This window comes from Candidatus Gillettellia adelgis, from assembly GCA_020541285.1.
Taxonomy (GTDB): Bacteria; Pseudomonadota; Gammaproteobacteria; order Enterobacterales; family Enterobacteriaceae; genus Gillettellia; species Gillettellia adelgis.
In genome coordinates, this window is sequence record CP047043.1 from 153,023 (window position 1) to 169,836 (window position 16,814).

Consider the following 16,814-nt stretch of genomic DNA (forward strand, 5'->3'; position numbering starts at 1 on the left):
TTCCTGGTATGTTGAAATGAATATTTGGTATTTTAAAACTGTATAGATAATGTTACAATAGCTTAATTAATTGATTATATTAATAATAGCGTGAAGATAAATGAGATGCACCCAGTCAATACAAGAGACTGATTATTTGTGTGACGTTAGAAAGTCATCGATACTTAACACAGATGTAGTTTTAATGATTCTAAGTATAAACTTCTTGAGTATTATTGCACAATAATTATCTTAGATGATTTTTGGAAAAAGAATGCGTAGCTAATTATTTTTGTATTACATGTTAGATGGATATAAAAAAGATTTTTGTAACTCTGTAGCTAAAGAGCACCTTAGTATACTAAATGTAGTGATATCAACTCAAGTATAATGCACACCCTAACAGTTTTATAGGTAAACCGCAGAGACATAGCTTATATTTCTTAAATGTAGGTATTTAGTTGTTATCCGTTAAATAAGTTATGGTTATCCGTAATAGTAGGAAAAGATTTGCTAGATTTGTTGCTCACTCCAAATAAATTAAAGCAAATAGGTATAATTAGAGACAATGCTTAGATATAGAGAATAAAATTCTAAAATTTACTTTTTTAATCTTGGACTCACTGAATAGTTTGAGCTACGAAGACATATAGAATACGACAATCAATTTTATCACTGTGCTATATTGCAGTTCTTATTTAAACAGCACGTATTAATGGCATGAACAGGCTAAGCTAATAAACTAAATATTAAGCACACTATTTAATAGATTATTTTAGTAGATTTTAAAGCTTGCATAACCTGACTAGATACTATGAGACGTAAAATCATATAAAATCTATCGGTAGAGTCAAGATAAGCTAATAGTTTGGTAATGATTTTATAAAATAGTTAGTGAACTTTAGTGTTAAAGTGCTAACTGATCTCTATAACTTCGGAGTACTAACACGTTAAAACTTAGCATTTTTAATGATCAACTTCTAATTTGTATAAAGAAACAAAGTTTTAAAGCAATCTTGTGTATATCTGGATAAGCAAGCGCTTAGCTGATTTGGCGGTACTAGTGTTGCCCGTAAAGCTGTGTTGATCTGTAGTGACTGTGCACCAGTCATGGCACTCTATGTTAGAGTGTTACATAGCTCAGCATTTCTTTTAAGGTACTATCTAATATACTTCGTTACGACTACCAAAGAAATCTGAAAACCAGATAAAGATATTAGCAAGCATATTTTATGTGCTTCTAATATATAAAATCGTCCTCTGTTTATATAATGATATAATGGAACAGATGTGTAAGTCTTACAGAAGAAATAAAAACTGCAGCCAAACTATCGGTGCTTTACCTGATCATAATCGGTCATCACTACTATAGTCGTACAAACCACTAATAATACAGATTACTGTAGTGCTATTAGCATTTATTAATCACACAGAAATATAGCATTCAATCAATGTAGCATAGCAATTTATAACTCATTAGTTATCGTAGCTAGTATATTGGTGAAGTGCTCATGCAGAATCAATAGATAATATAGTAATGCCGCGCAATTACATAGACTGCACCGTGCAATTATGATGCAGTCTTAGATAACAAAAGATAATCATGCATTGAACGGGTCATGTAAGATTATAGTATCGTGACGGTCTGGGCCGGTTGATATCATATCTATTGGTATTTCAGTAAGTTCTTCTATGCGACTAATATAGTGCAGTGTTTCCCGTGGTAGTTTTTTATGCTCTGTTATGCCTAAGGTTGTTTTGCACCAACCTGGCAGACTTTCATAAATGGGTTCTATATCTTCGCAGTATTCTGCTGTCAGCGGGGTAGTACTCATTTCGCGACCGTCAGACATGCGATAGCCAACGCAAATTTTCACTTCCTGCAAGCCATCCAGAACATCTGATTTTGTTAGACAAAATCCAGATAAGGAGTTAATTTGTGCTGCGTGTCTTACGGCAACAACGTCTAACCAACCTGTACGGCGGCGGCGGCCAGTAGTAGCACCAAATTCATTACCTTTTTTACAGAGGTATGCGCCAGTTTCATCGAAAAGTTCAGTAGGAAACGGACCAGCACCTACGCGTGTAGAGTAAGCTTTGATAATACCAAGGACATAATCTACATGACGCGGACCAATACCTGATCCGGTAGCCACTCCGCCAGCCGTTGTGTTAGAAGAGGTTACATATGGATATGTACCGTGATCAATATCTAGTAAAGCTCCTTGAGCACCTTCAAATACAATGAGTTCGTTGCGCCTGCGTGCATTATTTAAGAGTTCAGATACATTAACTACCATAGCAGTTAGAATATCAGCAATAGACAGTATATCATCTAGTATGGATTGGTAGTCAATGGCTTCAACTTGGTAGTAATTAACTAACTGAAAGTTATGATAATCAAGGACTTCCTTTAGTTTAATAGCGAATGTTTTCGGGTTAAAGAGATCGCTGACACGTAAACCACGTCGCGCTATTTTATCTTCGTAAGCTGGACCGATGCCGCAACCGGTGGTACCAATGGCTGTTTGTCCGCGTGCTTTCTCACGTGCATTATCTAGCATCACATGGTAGGGGAGTATTAATGGGCATGCTCCGGAAAGCAATAGACGTTGACGCACTGAAATACCGCGTGCTTCGAGTGTTTGTATTTCCTTTATTAAAATGTTAGGTGCTAGGACAACACCATTACCAATGATGCTGATGACGTTTTTATGTAAGATGCCAGAAGGGATTAAATGCAAGACAGTTTTCTCACCATTAACAACTAGAGTGTGGCCAGCATTATGACCACCTTGACACCGGACAACATATTGAGCCCGTTCAGTTAGTAAGTCTACAACTTTACCTTTGCCTTCATCACCCCATTGAGTACCTATTACGACGATATTATTACCCATCTTAAAATTACCAGTTGCTTAAAAATGGATTTTACCACCCTAATTTTCTATTTTCAGTATTTTAAGCATAAAAGTATATGTGTTTCAAACTAAGTGGATATTTTGTTAGAAATGTGTAATAAAGCATATAGTTTACCGTCATCATGCAAATGATGAATGATCATGCTTAATATGCAATCCCTAAGTAATAATTAGCATTATGATTTTTAAAGCTCTCGGAAGCAGCATGGATTTTAATCCTTGTAGTAATAATTCCTCTCATTGTCAATCAGATGATAAAAATTAGGTGATATCTAAACAGAAATAGACTCTTGATTAGATAAAGACCGAGAAGTTACTCATCATGCTTAGAATGAGGTGACTTCATATAGCGGAAGAAGTCGCTATCTGGGCTTAATATTATTATATCCTGATTATTATTAAAGCTTATTTCATAAGCATGTAAGCTACGGATGAAGGAGTAAAACTCTGGAGCCTGACTAAACGTGTTAGCGAATAACTTAGCGGATTCAGCGTCTCCTTCACCACGAGTAATACGCGCCTGACGTTCAGCTGCCGCTAAGGTACGTGTTACTTCGTAATCCGCACTAGCACGTAACTTTTCTGCTTCTTCTTGTCCTTGTGAACGTAAACGTCGGGCTACTGCTTCACGCTCAGCACGCATACGTTGGTAAATAGCACCAGACACTTCGGCTGGCAGGTTGATCTGTTTGATACGCACATCCATCACTTCAATACCCAGTGCTGTCATGCTGTTCGAGTTAACTGGCAGTTGTTTTCCAGTCGTTTCTCGCGCAACACGCGCCGCTGCAGAAGCAATGGCGTTATCTGCCTCAGTAGTAGTGACCTCTTTTCCATCTACGGTACCGGTATTTAGTGCAATGCGTACATCTGACATCAATCTACCGCGTGAGTCAGTAACGATTTCCTTGACATCTAGACAGCCGATTTCAGAACGCAAACGGTCACTAAATTTGCGTTTTAACAGTATTTCAGCTTGAGAGACATCGCCACCTCCAGTTGCTAAATAATAACGACTAAAATCGCTAATACGCCATTTTAGATAGGAGTCAACGATCAGGTCTTTTTTTTCGCTAGTAACAAAGCGATCAGCTTGATTATCCATGGTTTGGATGCGCGCATCTAAGTTCTTTACAGTTTCAATAAATGGGATCTTGAAATGCAGACCTGGCGCATATACAAGTGGTTTATTTTCGCTGTCACGCAGTACTTTACCAAAGCGCAACACGATGCCACGTCGACCTTCTTGCACTACGAATACTGCGGCGTATAGCGCTATTAGGATTACAAGAATGCTCATTATAAATGATTTATGCATTTTACCCCCTCCCTACGCGAGTGCTGTGATCGCGCTGTGCATGTACTCGACGTTGGTTCATGTTCGAATCGTTATGAGTAGTGTTTTGGCTATTAGAACTATTTCCTCCACTCGTAGAGGAAGGAGGCGTAAGTTGAATAAAGCTGGTGACTTTTTTTCTCATATTCTCAGGAGTACTGGTTTGATTATGCAAAATTTGATCTAGAGATAACATGATTAGAGCATTCCCCTTGTTACTCACTAGTACTTTACGGGTGTGGCTTAATATTTTTTCTATTGTTTCGAGATACAGACGTTCACGAGTAATATCTGAAGCTACTTTATATTCTGGTAATAGCTTTTCAAAGCGAGCTACTTCACCTTGCGCCTCTAGAATAGTACGATCCTTGTATGCCTTCGCGTCTTCTAATAAGCGCTGTGCTTGACCGTTAGCACGCGGCTGAACTTCGTTAGCATACGCTTCTGCTTCGCGAATATACTGCTGCTCGTTCTCGCGTGCAGCGATAGCGTCATCAAAGGATGCTTTAACTTCCTCTGGCGGACGGGCTGCCTGAAAGTTAACATCTAGCAGTGTAATACCTATATTATAAGGACGAATGGTTTCTTCTAATATACGTTGCGTATCGTTGCGAACTACAGTACGACCTTCGGTTAGAATGCGATCCATAGAATATTTACCAATTACACCGCGTAAGGCGCTGTCAGTTGCTTGACTTAGGCTGTCATCGGCATTTACTACGCTGAACAAATAGGTTTCTGGGTTAGTAACACGATACTGTACGTTCATTTCTACGTGCACTACATTTTCATCGGAAGTTAACATTACACCAGATGCTGCTAGTTCACGAACTGACTCTACGTTGACTATGTGTAATTCATCAACAAAAGTTGGCTTCCAGTTCAGTCCCGGTTGTACAAGATGGCTGAATTTACCGCAGCGAGTTATTACACCACGTTCAGCTTCTTTAATTGTATAAAAACCACTAGAAGCCCAGATCGTTACCGCGATGAATATTATTGCACCGATCATAGAGTTGCTGAGTTTTGAACATAATCTGTTTGTATTACTGCTATTGCCTTTAGAGTGTTTACTCACATCTAAGTTGCTTAATTTTTTTTTGAGTTTTCGAAATATTTCATCGAAACTAGGTGATGTGTGGTTACAATTACCTTTATTATTACCGTCGGAGTGTCCGTTATTATTTTTACCGTTCCCCCACGGGTCGCGGTCTTGTCCGTTATTACCGGGCTGATTCCACGCCATGTTTAGCTCCATAGTTTATAATGATCGTACTGTAGGTTTATGCCTATGGTACGAAGGGTTATCAAACATAATAGGAAATGATTATGCGATAAAGTGACTTAAATCTTATGCCTCTTGACATCGAAACCACTATCTCGTGTAACACTAGACAAAATATAACAGTGTTAATATGCTAACTTTATGCTACTAATATTAAATTCTTGCTCTGTCAATATGACTAAAAACTATACGCTTGTAGCGATAAATATCGCTCATAATACACTACTTCTTTAGAGTTACTAAGTGTCTGACGTATACTTGTCAGACTGATAAGCGTTATATGTTATTAGATTTTCTTGCTTATGTGAGTTATTTATAAAATCAGTAGATTAGAATTAAGATTCCTTACTCTTAAGTGGAACCTGGAGCTTACAGTAAGTATTACTTGCGTGGCTTTTTAAAAGATGCCTAGTTCTATCTATTATTTTTTGCTATAACTAAAAGTGTTATAAACAAGTTTGCAAAGCTTGCCTGTGTTGTTTGTATAATAGCTTAAGAGAGCAAATTATATTTCTTTTTATAAATATAGTATACGCCTGATCCAGTTAGTATATTAAAATACATCCTCAAGATATTTAGATGACGATCTTGTGGATATTATATCTATACTACATTCAGTTAAGTAGGTGTGTAGAAGTACCAAGATATTTTCTCCTCTATAGCATTTGCTAGATATTTGATTTTATATTAAAAATATCGAGTGTAGCAATAAAATATATTATATGACTGATAGTCGTCAGGTAGTCCAAGAGCACTACGTTTTTTAGTGTGACGCTTGCACTCTGTTAAGTTGTACAGGATATATGTTCAATCTCTATAATATATCAGGATGATCTGCCTTGCTCTATATTAGTAGGGTGCTCACTGTTTTGATATTGTTGTCACGCATACCTACGACCTCTATAGTAATAGATGCTCATATACTATTAAGGATTAATTAGGTGAACAAGTATTGCTCTTCAAGAGCATATCTTATAGTAACTGCAATGTATAAGATGATTTATGCATATAGCATGGCATGTTTAATGATCCATGCGCTGTCATATTAAAGAGCACAAATAGTTGACTGCTTATTTATGCTCTTTGCTATGTTTGACTAACGATGCGCTACATTTAGTATTATTACTTTTCTGCACTGGTTCTTGCAATGAAGACGGAGCATTACTTTGATGATAATTATTGATCATGCTATATGGGCTGTTACTATGATGTGCAATCGGACGTGATGGAACCACCGTAGAGATAGCGTGCTTATAAACCATTTGACTTACTGTGTTTTTCAACAAGATAACAAACTGATCAAAAGACTCAATCTGGCCTTGCAGCTTAATACCATTTATCAAATAAATAGAAACTTGAACTCGTTCACGACGCAATGCGTTCAGGAACGGATCCTGTAAAGATTGCCCCTTAGCCATTTTATCTTTTCCTTAATGTTCTTATTGTTTATAAGTCAGAACTTGCTGGCTTTGTATATTATATTGTAACTAGCATAAGCGTGAGGTTGTCTAAAGCAGCCCATACACTACTAGCATAGTTTGTTAGGTATTTATTAACTGTATTTTGCAGTGCAGAATACAGCCTAACGCAAGCACTGTGTAAATTAGTTCTTAATTGATTAATGGTATTATACTATGTCTCTATAACTTAACAGCATAAAGCATTTTGGTGTATAAAACTTATGAGCTGGTTAATACACCTGTCAATATTCATCAATTATACACCATCATTTCATTGACGCACTAACAACCTGGATTACTTTATTCAGAGCTTCTTTTGGTTTGTCGCTATCCAGCCAATACAATAAATGCCAACTACGTAACCAAGTTATTTGTCGCTTTGCTAGTTGACGTGTTGCGCAAATACCACGATAAATCATCTCATCGTAATTTATATCACCGGACAAGTATGACCACATCTGACGGTAGCCAATACTTCGTATGGAAGGTAAGTCGGCGTGTAAATCATGCCGTGCAAACAGTATACGCACTTCTTCTTCAAAACCTGCTGCTAACATTTGATGGTATCGTAGTTTAATACGTTGATGAATTAACGCACGACTAGAAGGTGCTATCGCAAATTGATGCACATAATATGGTAATGATTCCCCCTTTTTTTTTGTTAGTTCCGTAAACGTTTTCCCTGAAAGTAAAAAAACTTCTAGTGCTCTAGAGAGTCTCTGCAGATCATTTACATTAATTCTTGAGGCTGAAACTGGGTCAATTTTTTTTAACTGATCATGCAGAATCTGACACCCATCTTTTTCTGCTTGTTGTTTTATATATTTACGTATTAATGGATCAGCAGGTGGTAGTGGTGATAAACCGGATAATAACGCCTTATAATACAACATAGTACCACCTACTAGCAGTGGAATACCGCCAGAAGAGGTAATATCAGCCATTGCGTTTAACACATCCATTTGAAAATCTGCAACTGAGTATGTTTGTGCGGGGTCACGGATATTAATTAGTCTATGCGGTGCTTTTTTTAACTCTACATCACTTGGTTTTGCAGTTCCAATATTCATACCGCGATAAATTAATGTAGAATCTACACTAATCAGTTCTACGGGAAGGTAGTACCGTAGCTGAATTGCTAGCGATGTTTTACCTGCAGCAGTTGGTCCCATGATAAAAATAACTGGGAAATCTCGTGTTATGTCAGCCATGATTTTCAATCACTAAAGCGGTGTGTGGATGACTGAGTTGTAGAATCTTTTTAGTTGGAGATGTAACTTAATAAAAGTAAAGTTACTGAACGTTATCCAATAATTGCACTGCTTCTTCGGACGTGTCACTCTTGATCCTTGTTATTTCAATAATGGAGGGATGTACATGATGGGCATTATAACTGAGCTTTGCTGATTTTGGCTAAGTAGCCGTATAGTTTAGACATTAGGTTTTGTAAATTTATTGGTGTTGCTATCACAATAATACATACAGTATTATATATTTGCACTCATGCTTTTCTAAAAATTTTATCCGATTCTCGAAGAGAATATGACGGAATACCATCACTACTGTTTTGCTCATTAAGATATTATAAGGATTAGCGTCAGTAACAGCTGTAAGTATTACTTTTCTTCTTGTGCATAATATTATGTCTGATTCAATTTTTAATTTATTTGATTGTTAGGATAAACATCCTTTTATGTCATGGTAGTGGCCCTGTAATATCGCTTCTTTATCATCTTAATCATCAAGTGATTTTAGTTATTTTCTAACTACTCTGACTATATAAACGCAACTTTTCTATTAATAGCAGGATTTTATCCTGTGGCGGTTGAATGATGTGATCTGATGCATAAAAGCATGCATTTTGCATATAGAAGTCCTATGCGACACATTATGCTCAATGAATGTGAACGCAAACCTGTTATTAGTCTACTATAACATATAATGCATTAAAAGATTACTTATAGCGTTCATGATCATGGAGGTAGGGCTGCAGAATAATCAGCACTTTACCTCGCTGTGCCACATCTGTTTTTAATTTTTTTTATTTGCTTTAAAGCGTTAATCCGGACACGATAAGTCGAAGCTATAGAGGATAGCGTATCACTTTTAGTGACTTTATATGTAGTAGTTTTTTTAACTGGCTTTTTTGTTTTAGAGATCCAAGTAATGGTAGTAATGTTTTTCGCTGTAGGGAGTTTAATATGTTGACCAATCCATATGCGATTTTTTTTTAGTTTATTAAATTTTTGTAACATACTTATGGTCGTACCATGAGTGTCAGCAATACTAGTAAGCGTTTCTAAGCGTTTTACCACATGGATGTGAGTATTGCGACGGATGTGTTGATTAAAATTCTTTAAGTTACCCATGGATGTTCCGTGCATGCTATGTGATATGGGGTTTTTTATAGTTTCTGTGACGCCTGGTGACTGATTCTTCATCTTTAGATGAGTCTGTAGCGGATGTAACAAGAAATAATTTCGTAAACCATTATAAATAGCTGCAGAAATCTTACTTTGATAAACAGTACTGCGTAGTAGTCGTTCTTCTACACTATTACTGATAAACCCTGTTTCCACTAATAGTGATGGAATATCTGGTGCGCTCAAAACACCAAGGCTAGCATGTTTTGGCTGACGTTTGTGTAAAGAACCTATGCGTTGCAGCTCTTGCAGCACTTTTTTTGCCATATCATAACTGACTTGTTGTGAGTAACAAAATTGCAGATCTAGTACTGCTTGACTGAGGTAAGGATCAGTCTGGCGATTAGCGAGCATATCGCCAGCGCCACCTAATAGTTCAGACTGTTTTTCATGTTGTTCAAGCCAGATGGCCATCTCACTGTTAGCACGTTGATTAGACAATAGCCAGACTGAAGCTCCTTTAGCACTGCGATTTGGCGCAGCATCGGCGTGGATTGAAACTAACACATTGGCACCCTTTTTACGTGCTACGTCAGAACGACTCATTACCGAGATGAAGTAGTCACCGTGACGCGTTAATACTGCCTTGAATTGAGGGTCATCATTAAGTAATGTCTGTAAACTGCTAGCGATAGCAATGGTCACATTCTTTTCTTGTAAACCATTTCGACCAATGGCGCCAGGATCTTGTCCACCATGTCCAGCGTCAATTGCGATAACGATCTGGTTGTTCAAATCCACGGGAACGCGCTTGCTATGTGGTATAATTTTTACTGCAGTATCGCTTATTATTTTTAGGTTTTTAGTAAAAGGATGCGCATTTTTTAGCGATAGCTGAATAGGGTTCTGTTGTGTTAGCAAGATCTTAGTAACCTTTGTGTTTTTACGTGCTACAGTCGTATGAACGTTACTTCTGCTAATGAGGGTGAACACCACGGTATGAAGGCTATCATGGTGTTGATTAACTACGTGGATTTTGATGTGTTGTGTTAAATCGAATACTAGACGTGTACGTTTCTTATCTTTTGATGAACTTAAATGAATTCTTTTTACTAGACTATGACTATTGAAGATTTTTGGTAGACCTTTAATCTTGTTGACTTGGTTAATATCTAGCACTATCCGTTCTGGTTTGTGTAGTAAGAAAAATGTATAATGTAGTGGACCATTAACATTCACAAACACCATAGCTGCATGTGGGGTGTTGGAAATCGTAATATTGGATAATGCAGATGCCTCTAAGGTACTAACTATGCTGAATAATTCTAGTACAATGATCAAGGTAATACCAATAAATTTTCTCAATACAAATGCCTTAAATAATTCAAGTGATAAGAAAGTGATAATGCAGCAGATCGTTGAAAGCCTATCAGGAAATGACTAGTATAAGAAGTTAACGTATACATAAACGGATTATTGAGGGTGATATAGCATTACAATTTATTTTGTTTAAAAAGATTTTTTAAAAGCTGAATACTATCATACGAAAGCGCTTGAATCTTTGCTAATCTGCCTGGATTATAATTACTGAAAGATATTTTTAGATCTGCTTCTGGCAGAAATCCTTTACCTTGTTGTGGCCATTCGATCAGGCAAATAGTATTTTGGTGAAAGTAGTCGAAAATACCTATAAATTCTAGTTCTTCTGGATTGGCTAATCGATAAAAATCAAAGTGATACACTGTCAGTAAGTCTAGAAAATATGATTCTACTAGCGTATACGTAGGACTTTTTACTTTTCCTAGATAACCTAAACCCTGCAAAAAACCACGGCAGAAGGTAGTTTTACCTGTGCCAATATCGCCGTACAGATAAATAATGTGAGTACCATCACAGGCTTTGGCTAATGTAGCGCCTAATGCGGAAGTTGCTGACTCATTTGGCAGAGATACAAAGTTTTTTTTCATGGGATAAAATCTTTTTAGCATTTAAGATTCAGAAAATTAAGGATATTTATGAACAACGCTTATTATTAACTTGTGTCACATGCTTAATGTGTGCACCGCATACAACGATAGTAAGCGCTACGTTATTCTAACAAACACACTGTAGCAACCAAGGAATGCTAGTGATTCTTACCCAGTTATTTATGAGTCTGACCCTTCTCATATCGCGTAAGATTAAGTTAGTTTGTGAGAGTCTTGGTAACTCAGCGCTCCATATGTGTGAGTAGCATTTACTGCCCTACGTAAATTATTAACGTATTTATAAGGATAAACATATTTCATCCTTAAGGTTTTACCTTCTTGTATAATACGGTTATTTTGCAATAGATTGTATACCAACGTAGCTCTTTATTTTGTACAACTTGCACAATAGTAAGTATCTATTCATGGTAACAAACTCCGTTTATGCGTACAATACGTTACCTTGTTTTATAGAGATTTTTAATAGTACGATGATAGCGTTCATTATGATTAAAGTAGTTTCGGTAAGAAACTGAATGAATTCATGAGTGTGTAGTCTGTTTAAAAAAAAAGAACTGGATGATGTCTATTATTAGAATAATGTTCTGGTGTCAGACCAATGTGAAGATGCCGGAGTTATTTTATAAACGCATTGAACTGTGTCATTAGTTGTTATCCATTTCCTACAGGAAATTGGTACGGTATATATTTACGCATTAAAATACCTTATGGTCCATACAAACCTTTATACAATAATATAACGATTGAATGGATATTCAGATAGTAGGAAGTACTAACATGCTCTCTAACAGACGTGGTGTTCAGGGGTGTGATTACATAAAGCTATGAGGTTGGTTATGAAGGGATGCAATTAAGACATGAGTGCTCGTATTTTGATCTGCCAAGACTATCATCTATCAGAATACCAATATTGTTTGTATAACAGTGTAAATATCGATTAAAGATTAGCATTTTTGTAAAACTATCTCAGTCTAGCATAGATAAAGATTTTTTAATTATCCTTTCGATCACTTGCTTTGAACTATATAGTAAATTATGAAGCTGGTTAATACATATAAAAGTTGCTATCCTTGTTACATATAATAACAACTGAATTATAAAAAATTACAGATATAAAGATTATATCTTATATCGTCTTAATTAAGATATGGAAATAAAGTAGCTGTTCATATAAGTCTATAAGAATTGCACTAAATAGCTAAGAATCAACCCTTCTAGTTATACGGTATATCTATACCATATAGGGTATAGATTATAATATGGCTATGTATGCACTAAGCATAAAATCTCAACGATCGAAACTAGTAAACCTTTATATTTACCTAGGTGTCATAGTAGACTAGATTTAATGGATATACTAAGCATAGTGATCCGCACATATGACCCAATGAAGTTAAATATATCGTTAATTTCTTAAAAAGAGAGATGTTAATTCGATAACGCAGAATATGTATAGCATTTAATTGAGCAGGTTCATGCCACCATATAATTCGTAAAAGATCAGACGATAACGTGGATATTAGATCACTATCTGACTATTTATAGCTCAGATTTTTAATTCACATAAGGGTTATAAAATCATGAATAACTAAATAATACAGAGAGCTACTTAGATCTTTATAATATACTGTACAGGAATAAACTAATTGTTTATTCTATATGATCCTCATTACGTGCATAATTCTTTCGTACTTTTAATCAGACAGACTATGTATTGAATAATTAAGTTGAGGTTAATCAAATATTACGAATAATACTTTGAGGTGCATGTAAGCTACTATGTAGTTGACTCAGTAATTGATGTTGATAAGATCCTTTTCGTACATCTCTAGGTTAATAAGCGTAGAATTATTTGTATAATCCTTAAAAAGGAAAAATTTATATTGGGTATGAGCAAACAGTTTGTGATTTTATGAACTTGACATTATGAAGGGAGTCATATACTATATAAATATATAATACCTCAGTTGATAGAGTATGATTGTACTAATCATTGAAGTAACTACTTTAAAGCTTGCTGTATTTCTTAAGTTTCTATTATTTGCTTTTGTTTTATGCTTCTACCAAACGCATAGATTTTTTGCAATTACATGAGTGCTATAAATGTTATAAACAGACTTATCCACAGTTTATTGATATAATTTTGAAATATAAAAGATAATAATCTATCGGGATTCTTATTATTTCACTGATTTACAATCATATTTTATATATAAAATAGTTAGTTAATCATTTTTTATTTCAATAGCAGAAAGACAATATATTTTTATCCACAAAGATATTAGTCAACTTTATCTCCTAGTTTATTCTTAATTATATAAGTAATATATATAGGTAAGAGCTACACATTTACCTCGACTATTGACTGTCGATGTTATAGGTAATGATATTTTATCTTCAAGATCTAGTCTTAACTAAGAAACGTTATTAAAATCCGCAGTAGTCAATGCATTACGCCATAATAGGCGCTTCTGAAGGTTATATTTATAAGCTTATACTTATGATCATTAAGGACACTTGCTGTTTTATAAGTGAAGTTAGTTGTACAAATATAACAATATATACTCAGCTGTAGGGGTTTCACCTTCTTTATCTTAGATATTATAGTAAGAGTACATAAGTTATGTAAAATTACTTCTTCTGTTACTTATAAAGGTGATAACCTTAATTTTATGGTTTGATATTGTTCGCGTACATAAGGAGAATGTGTATCAAGCAATGAGCACATAGCTAAATAATAGGACGTTAAAGACTGCAAAATGAGTTTCAATATCTATTGAAACGCAGTATATAATTGAAAGTTACTAACCCGGATAAACATTGATTGATTAATGGTAAAAATCTTATAAAACTAGTGTATATCCGTTAGGATATCTTCGGATTTTATCCTGATATATAACTATTATTCATTAACTGAAAGAATTAGAAAGAGTATAAGAAGTGTGCGCTGATATTACAGATCAGGTGGTGTCTTGAAGACTATGTAGCATAATGATTACACTACAATAGTTTTAGCTACAAGAAGGATGTATAATATTACGTACATATCGTTTGGAAGTGCCCACGATGTTTGTGCAACCCTAGAACATCTAAAAGAAGTCGGAAAACACCTCGCTTAACCTATCGGTTAATAATAATTATTTCATTAAAATAGTACAATTACCATACAGTTAGATATTAACGAAGATAATAATTGAAACACCGGAAATTAGCAGTACTGATATTCAATCAATATTGTAGAAACGCTGAGTATGTAGAGATACATACGACCTCGTCTTTGAAACATGATTATTCAACAGTAAAATATCACTCGATTCTATCATAGTTAGCATCATATATATGATGTGCACAATATCATTATGCTTCGATTTTTAACAATAAAGATGTTCAACTATTTGCTATGGTTATTTCCAGTCTATCAGGCAATAATGTTTTTTACCACGACAGAGCAGCGTGTAACGACCAAAAAAGCGGTCTGTTTCATTGAACATGTATTTAGCATTAGAGTTTTTTTTGCCGTTGATGCTTACTGCATTAGAGATAATCATTGTGCGTGCTTGGCTACGTGATGGCACAAGTTTAGCATTTATCAATGCTTGCTGTAGATCTAGATCTTTTGAAAATTGAATAGTTGGTATGCCATCTTTCTTCAATTGGGCAAAATCCGCTTCAGTCATTTCGTGTAACTTTCCGGAAAACAAGCTTTCTGTGATATGTATAGCGGCCGCTAAACCTTCAGTGCCGTGCACTATAGTAGTTATTTCTTTGGCCAGTATATGCTGGGCAGATGGTGCCTGGTTGTTGTGTTTATCCATAGCTTCTATCGCATGAATTTCTTTAAGGCTTAAGAAAGTAAAAAGTTTTAAAAAACGATAGACGTCCGCATCTGCTGTATTGATCCAAAATTGATAGAATTTATAAGGGCTTGTTTTTTTTGCAGAGAGCCAGAGTGTGCCATTTTCGGTTTTACCAAATTTTATTCCATCTGATTTTGTAATGAGCGGCATAGTTAACCCAAATACCTGTTTTTGATGTATTCGACGGGTTAAAGCAATACCAGAAGTGATGTTACCCCATTGATCAGAGCCGCCAATTTGTAATTCTACCTGATAACGGCGATATAGCTCGCTAAAATCAAAACCTTGTAATAAATTGTAGGAAAATTCAGTGAAGGAGATGCCAAAATTATTACGTTTTAAACGCTGTTTAACAGATTCTTTGTTAATCATCTGACTTACAGAGAAATGCTTGCCTATATCGCGCAGAAAAGTTAGTACATTCATGTGACTAAACCAGTGATAATTATTAACAACAATTGCGTTGTTGCTAACATGGTGAAAATCCAGGAAACGAGCAATCTGTTTTTGGATGTTCTCTAACCACTGGTGTACTATCTCAGTAGTTTGGAGTTTTCGCTCAGTTGCCTTAAAGCTTGGATCACCGATTAAACCAGTCCCACCCCCGAGCAATGCGATCGGTGTATGGCCTGCTAATTGAAAGCGCTTGAGGCATAATAAAGGCATGAGATGGCCTACATGCAAGCTATCCATGGTTGGATCAAAACCACAATATAGTGTTATAGGCCCTTGTGCTAACCGCGTTTCTAACCCCTTTGCATCTGTTACCTGGGAAATTAGTCCTCGATCTTGTAACTGTTTAATAAAGTATTTACTTGTCATAAATTATTCCATAAATGCTGAATTAGCTTAAAGATGTGACAGAAAATTACCAAGCCTTACTCTGTACCCCTATTAGATATTTAATTAGATTGTTGCGTATTGTTTATGTAAACAGATGCACTGTTTCTAGTGATATATTATTATTTAATAGAAACAAATCAATCAGGTTTTATATTGAACAAGGTAGTGTTGATGTTAGTAACAGTGTTTAACGAAGATGGTTGAGACTCAGAATATTAAGCACTCAGTGTGCCAGTTATTTTTGTTCTGTTGATATAGTATCGGTCACGTAGTCGGTAAGCACGTCGTCTTGCCAAAATTTAATGGCGTCTATTTAGACGAAATTTTCTTAAAAAATCGGTAATAAAATTTCATTTTATTGAAGATTTTTTTTAAATTTAAAGTATGTTATTGCAAGTATACCACGTGTAAAAATACATGATGATCAAAGGAAAACCCAGGTACTAATTTGATTATTTTAGGAAAACTATTAAAGTATCGTGATATCTATGAGGTTTAAAGTCTTTGTTTTGCCAAGGAAGATCACTTGTTATTCAAAAAATGCTGAGGGAAGGGAAGGCTAATATATGGGGTTTATGAAACATTGTAATTTTCAGGTAGCCAGGTTAGTATAACATACTAAGCTTGTATCATCACAATGTGTTAATAGCACGATGCGTTGGTAAGGTTGTCTCTGGTTTTTTAGGTTAACAAGGCACATCGCTGTGGGATAGGCAAGACATGTATAATAAGCTTCTTTTAACCAATAATCGAACACAAATCAAGTGGCTTGACACATAATT

General features: G+C 35.4%; 8 protein-coding genes. All 8 read right to left on the reverse strand.

The genetic code is table 11. The features are described 5' to 3' along the window. Positions 1-1,580: 1,580 nt before the first annotated feature. The 8 genes from GIY03_RS00305 to tyrS all read right to left on the reverse strand — a co-directional run bounded on the left by GIY03_RS00305 (position 1,581) and on the right by tyrS (position 16,011). Entirely contained in the window at positions 1,581-2,879 is a 1,299-nt protein-coding gene (locus GIY03_RS00305) for an adenylosuccinate synthase (protein WP_457913740.1), read from the reverse strand. Positions 2,880-3,213: 334 nt separating this feature from the next. Next, positions 3,214-4,218 (reverse strand): protease modulator HflC, encoded by a 1,005-nt coding sequence (gene hflC, locus GIY03_RS00310; RefSeq protein WP_457913741.1) that lies wholly within the window; start codon positions 4,216-4,218, stop codon positions 3,214-3,216. A gap of 1 nt (position 4,219) precedes the next feature. Continuing rightward, positions 4,220-5,482: an FtsH protease activity modulator HflK gene (gene hflK, locus GIY03_RS00315; RefSeq protein ID WP_457913742.1), complete on the reverse strand. Its 1,263-nt coding sequence runs from the start codon at positions 5,480-5,482 to the stop codon at positions 4,220-4,222. 1,109 nt (positions 5,483-6,591) lie between these two features. After that, positions 6,592-6,939 (reverse strand): RNA chaperone Hfq, encoded by a 348-nt coding sequence (hfq, locus tag GIY03_RS00320; protein WP_457913743.1) that lies wholly within the window; start codon positions 6,937-6,939, stop codon positions 6,592-6,594. Between the two features lie 308 nt (positions 6,940-7,247). Continuing rightward, the gene (gene miaA, locus GIY03_RS00325) at positions 7,248-8,192 is read right to left on the reverse strand and encodes a tRNA (adenosine(37)-N6)-dimethylallyltransferase MiaA (RefSeq protein ID WP_457913744.1); all 945 of its coding nucleotides are present in this window, start codon (positions 8,190-8,192) and stop codon (positions 7,248-7,250) included. 795 nt (positions 8,193-8,987) lie between these two features. Continuing rightward, entirely contained in the window at positions 8,988-10,709 is a 1,722-nt protein-coding gene (amiB, locus tag GIY03_RS00330) for an N-acetylmuramoyl-L-alanine amidase AmiB (protein ID WP_457913745.1), read from the reverse strand. A 128-nt stretch (positions 10,710-10,837) separates the two neighbouring features. Continuing rightward, positions 10,838-11,311: a tRNA (adenosine(37)-N6)-threonylcarbamoyltransferase complex ATPase subunit type 1 TsaE gene (gene tsaE / locus GIY03_RS00335; protein ID WP_457913746.1), complete on the reverse strand. Its 474-nt coding sequence runs from the start codon at positions 11,309-11,311 to the stop codon at positions 10,838-10,840. Positions 11,312-14,736: 3,425 nt separating this feature from the next. Next, positions 14,737-16,011, reverse strand: coding sequence for a tyrosine--tRNA ligase (gene tyrS, locus GIY03_RS00340; protein ID WP_457913747.1), 1,275 nt, complete (start codon positions 16,009-16,011; stop codon positions 14,737-14,739). Positions 16,012-16,814: the final 803 nt, after the last annotated feature.

What these genes read in the sequence shown, in the direction of transcription:
- GIY03_RS00305 (WP_457913740.1), bottom strand. Translation starts at nt 2,879, where the DNA reads ATGGGTAATAATATCGTCGTAATAGGTACTCAATGGGGTGATGAAGGC.
- hflC (WP_457913741.1), bottom strand. Translation starts at nt 4,218, where the DNA reads ATGCATAAATCATTTATAATGAGCATTCTTGTAATCCTAATAGCGCTA.
- hflK (WP_457913742.1), bottom strand. Translation starts at nt 5,482, where the DNA reads ATGGCGTGGAATCAGCCCGGTAATAACGGACAAGACCGCGACCCGTGG.
- hfq (WP_457913743.1), bottom strand. Translation starts at nt 6,939, where the DNA reads ATGGCTAAGGGGCAATCTTTACAGGATCCGTTCCTGAACGCATTGCGT.
- miaA (WP_457913744.1), bottom strand. Translation starts at nt 8,192, where the DNA reads ATGGCTGACATAACACGAGATTTCCCAGTTATTTTTATCATGGGACCA.
- tsaE (WP_457913746.1), bottom strand. Translation starts at nt 11,311, where the DNA reads ATGAAAAAAAACTTTGTATCTCTGCCAAATGAGTCAGCAACTTCCGCA.
- tyrS (WP_457913747.1), bottom strand. Translation starts at nt 16,011, where the DNA reads ATGACAAGTAAATACTTTATTAAACAGTTACAAGATCGAGGACTAATT.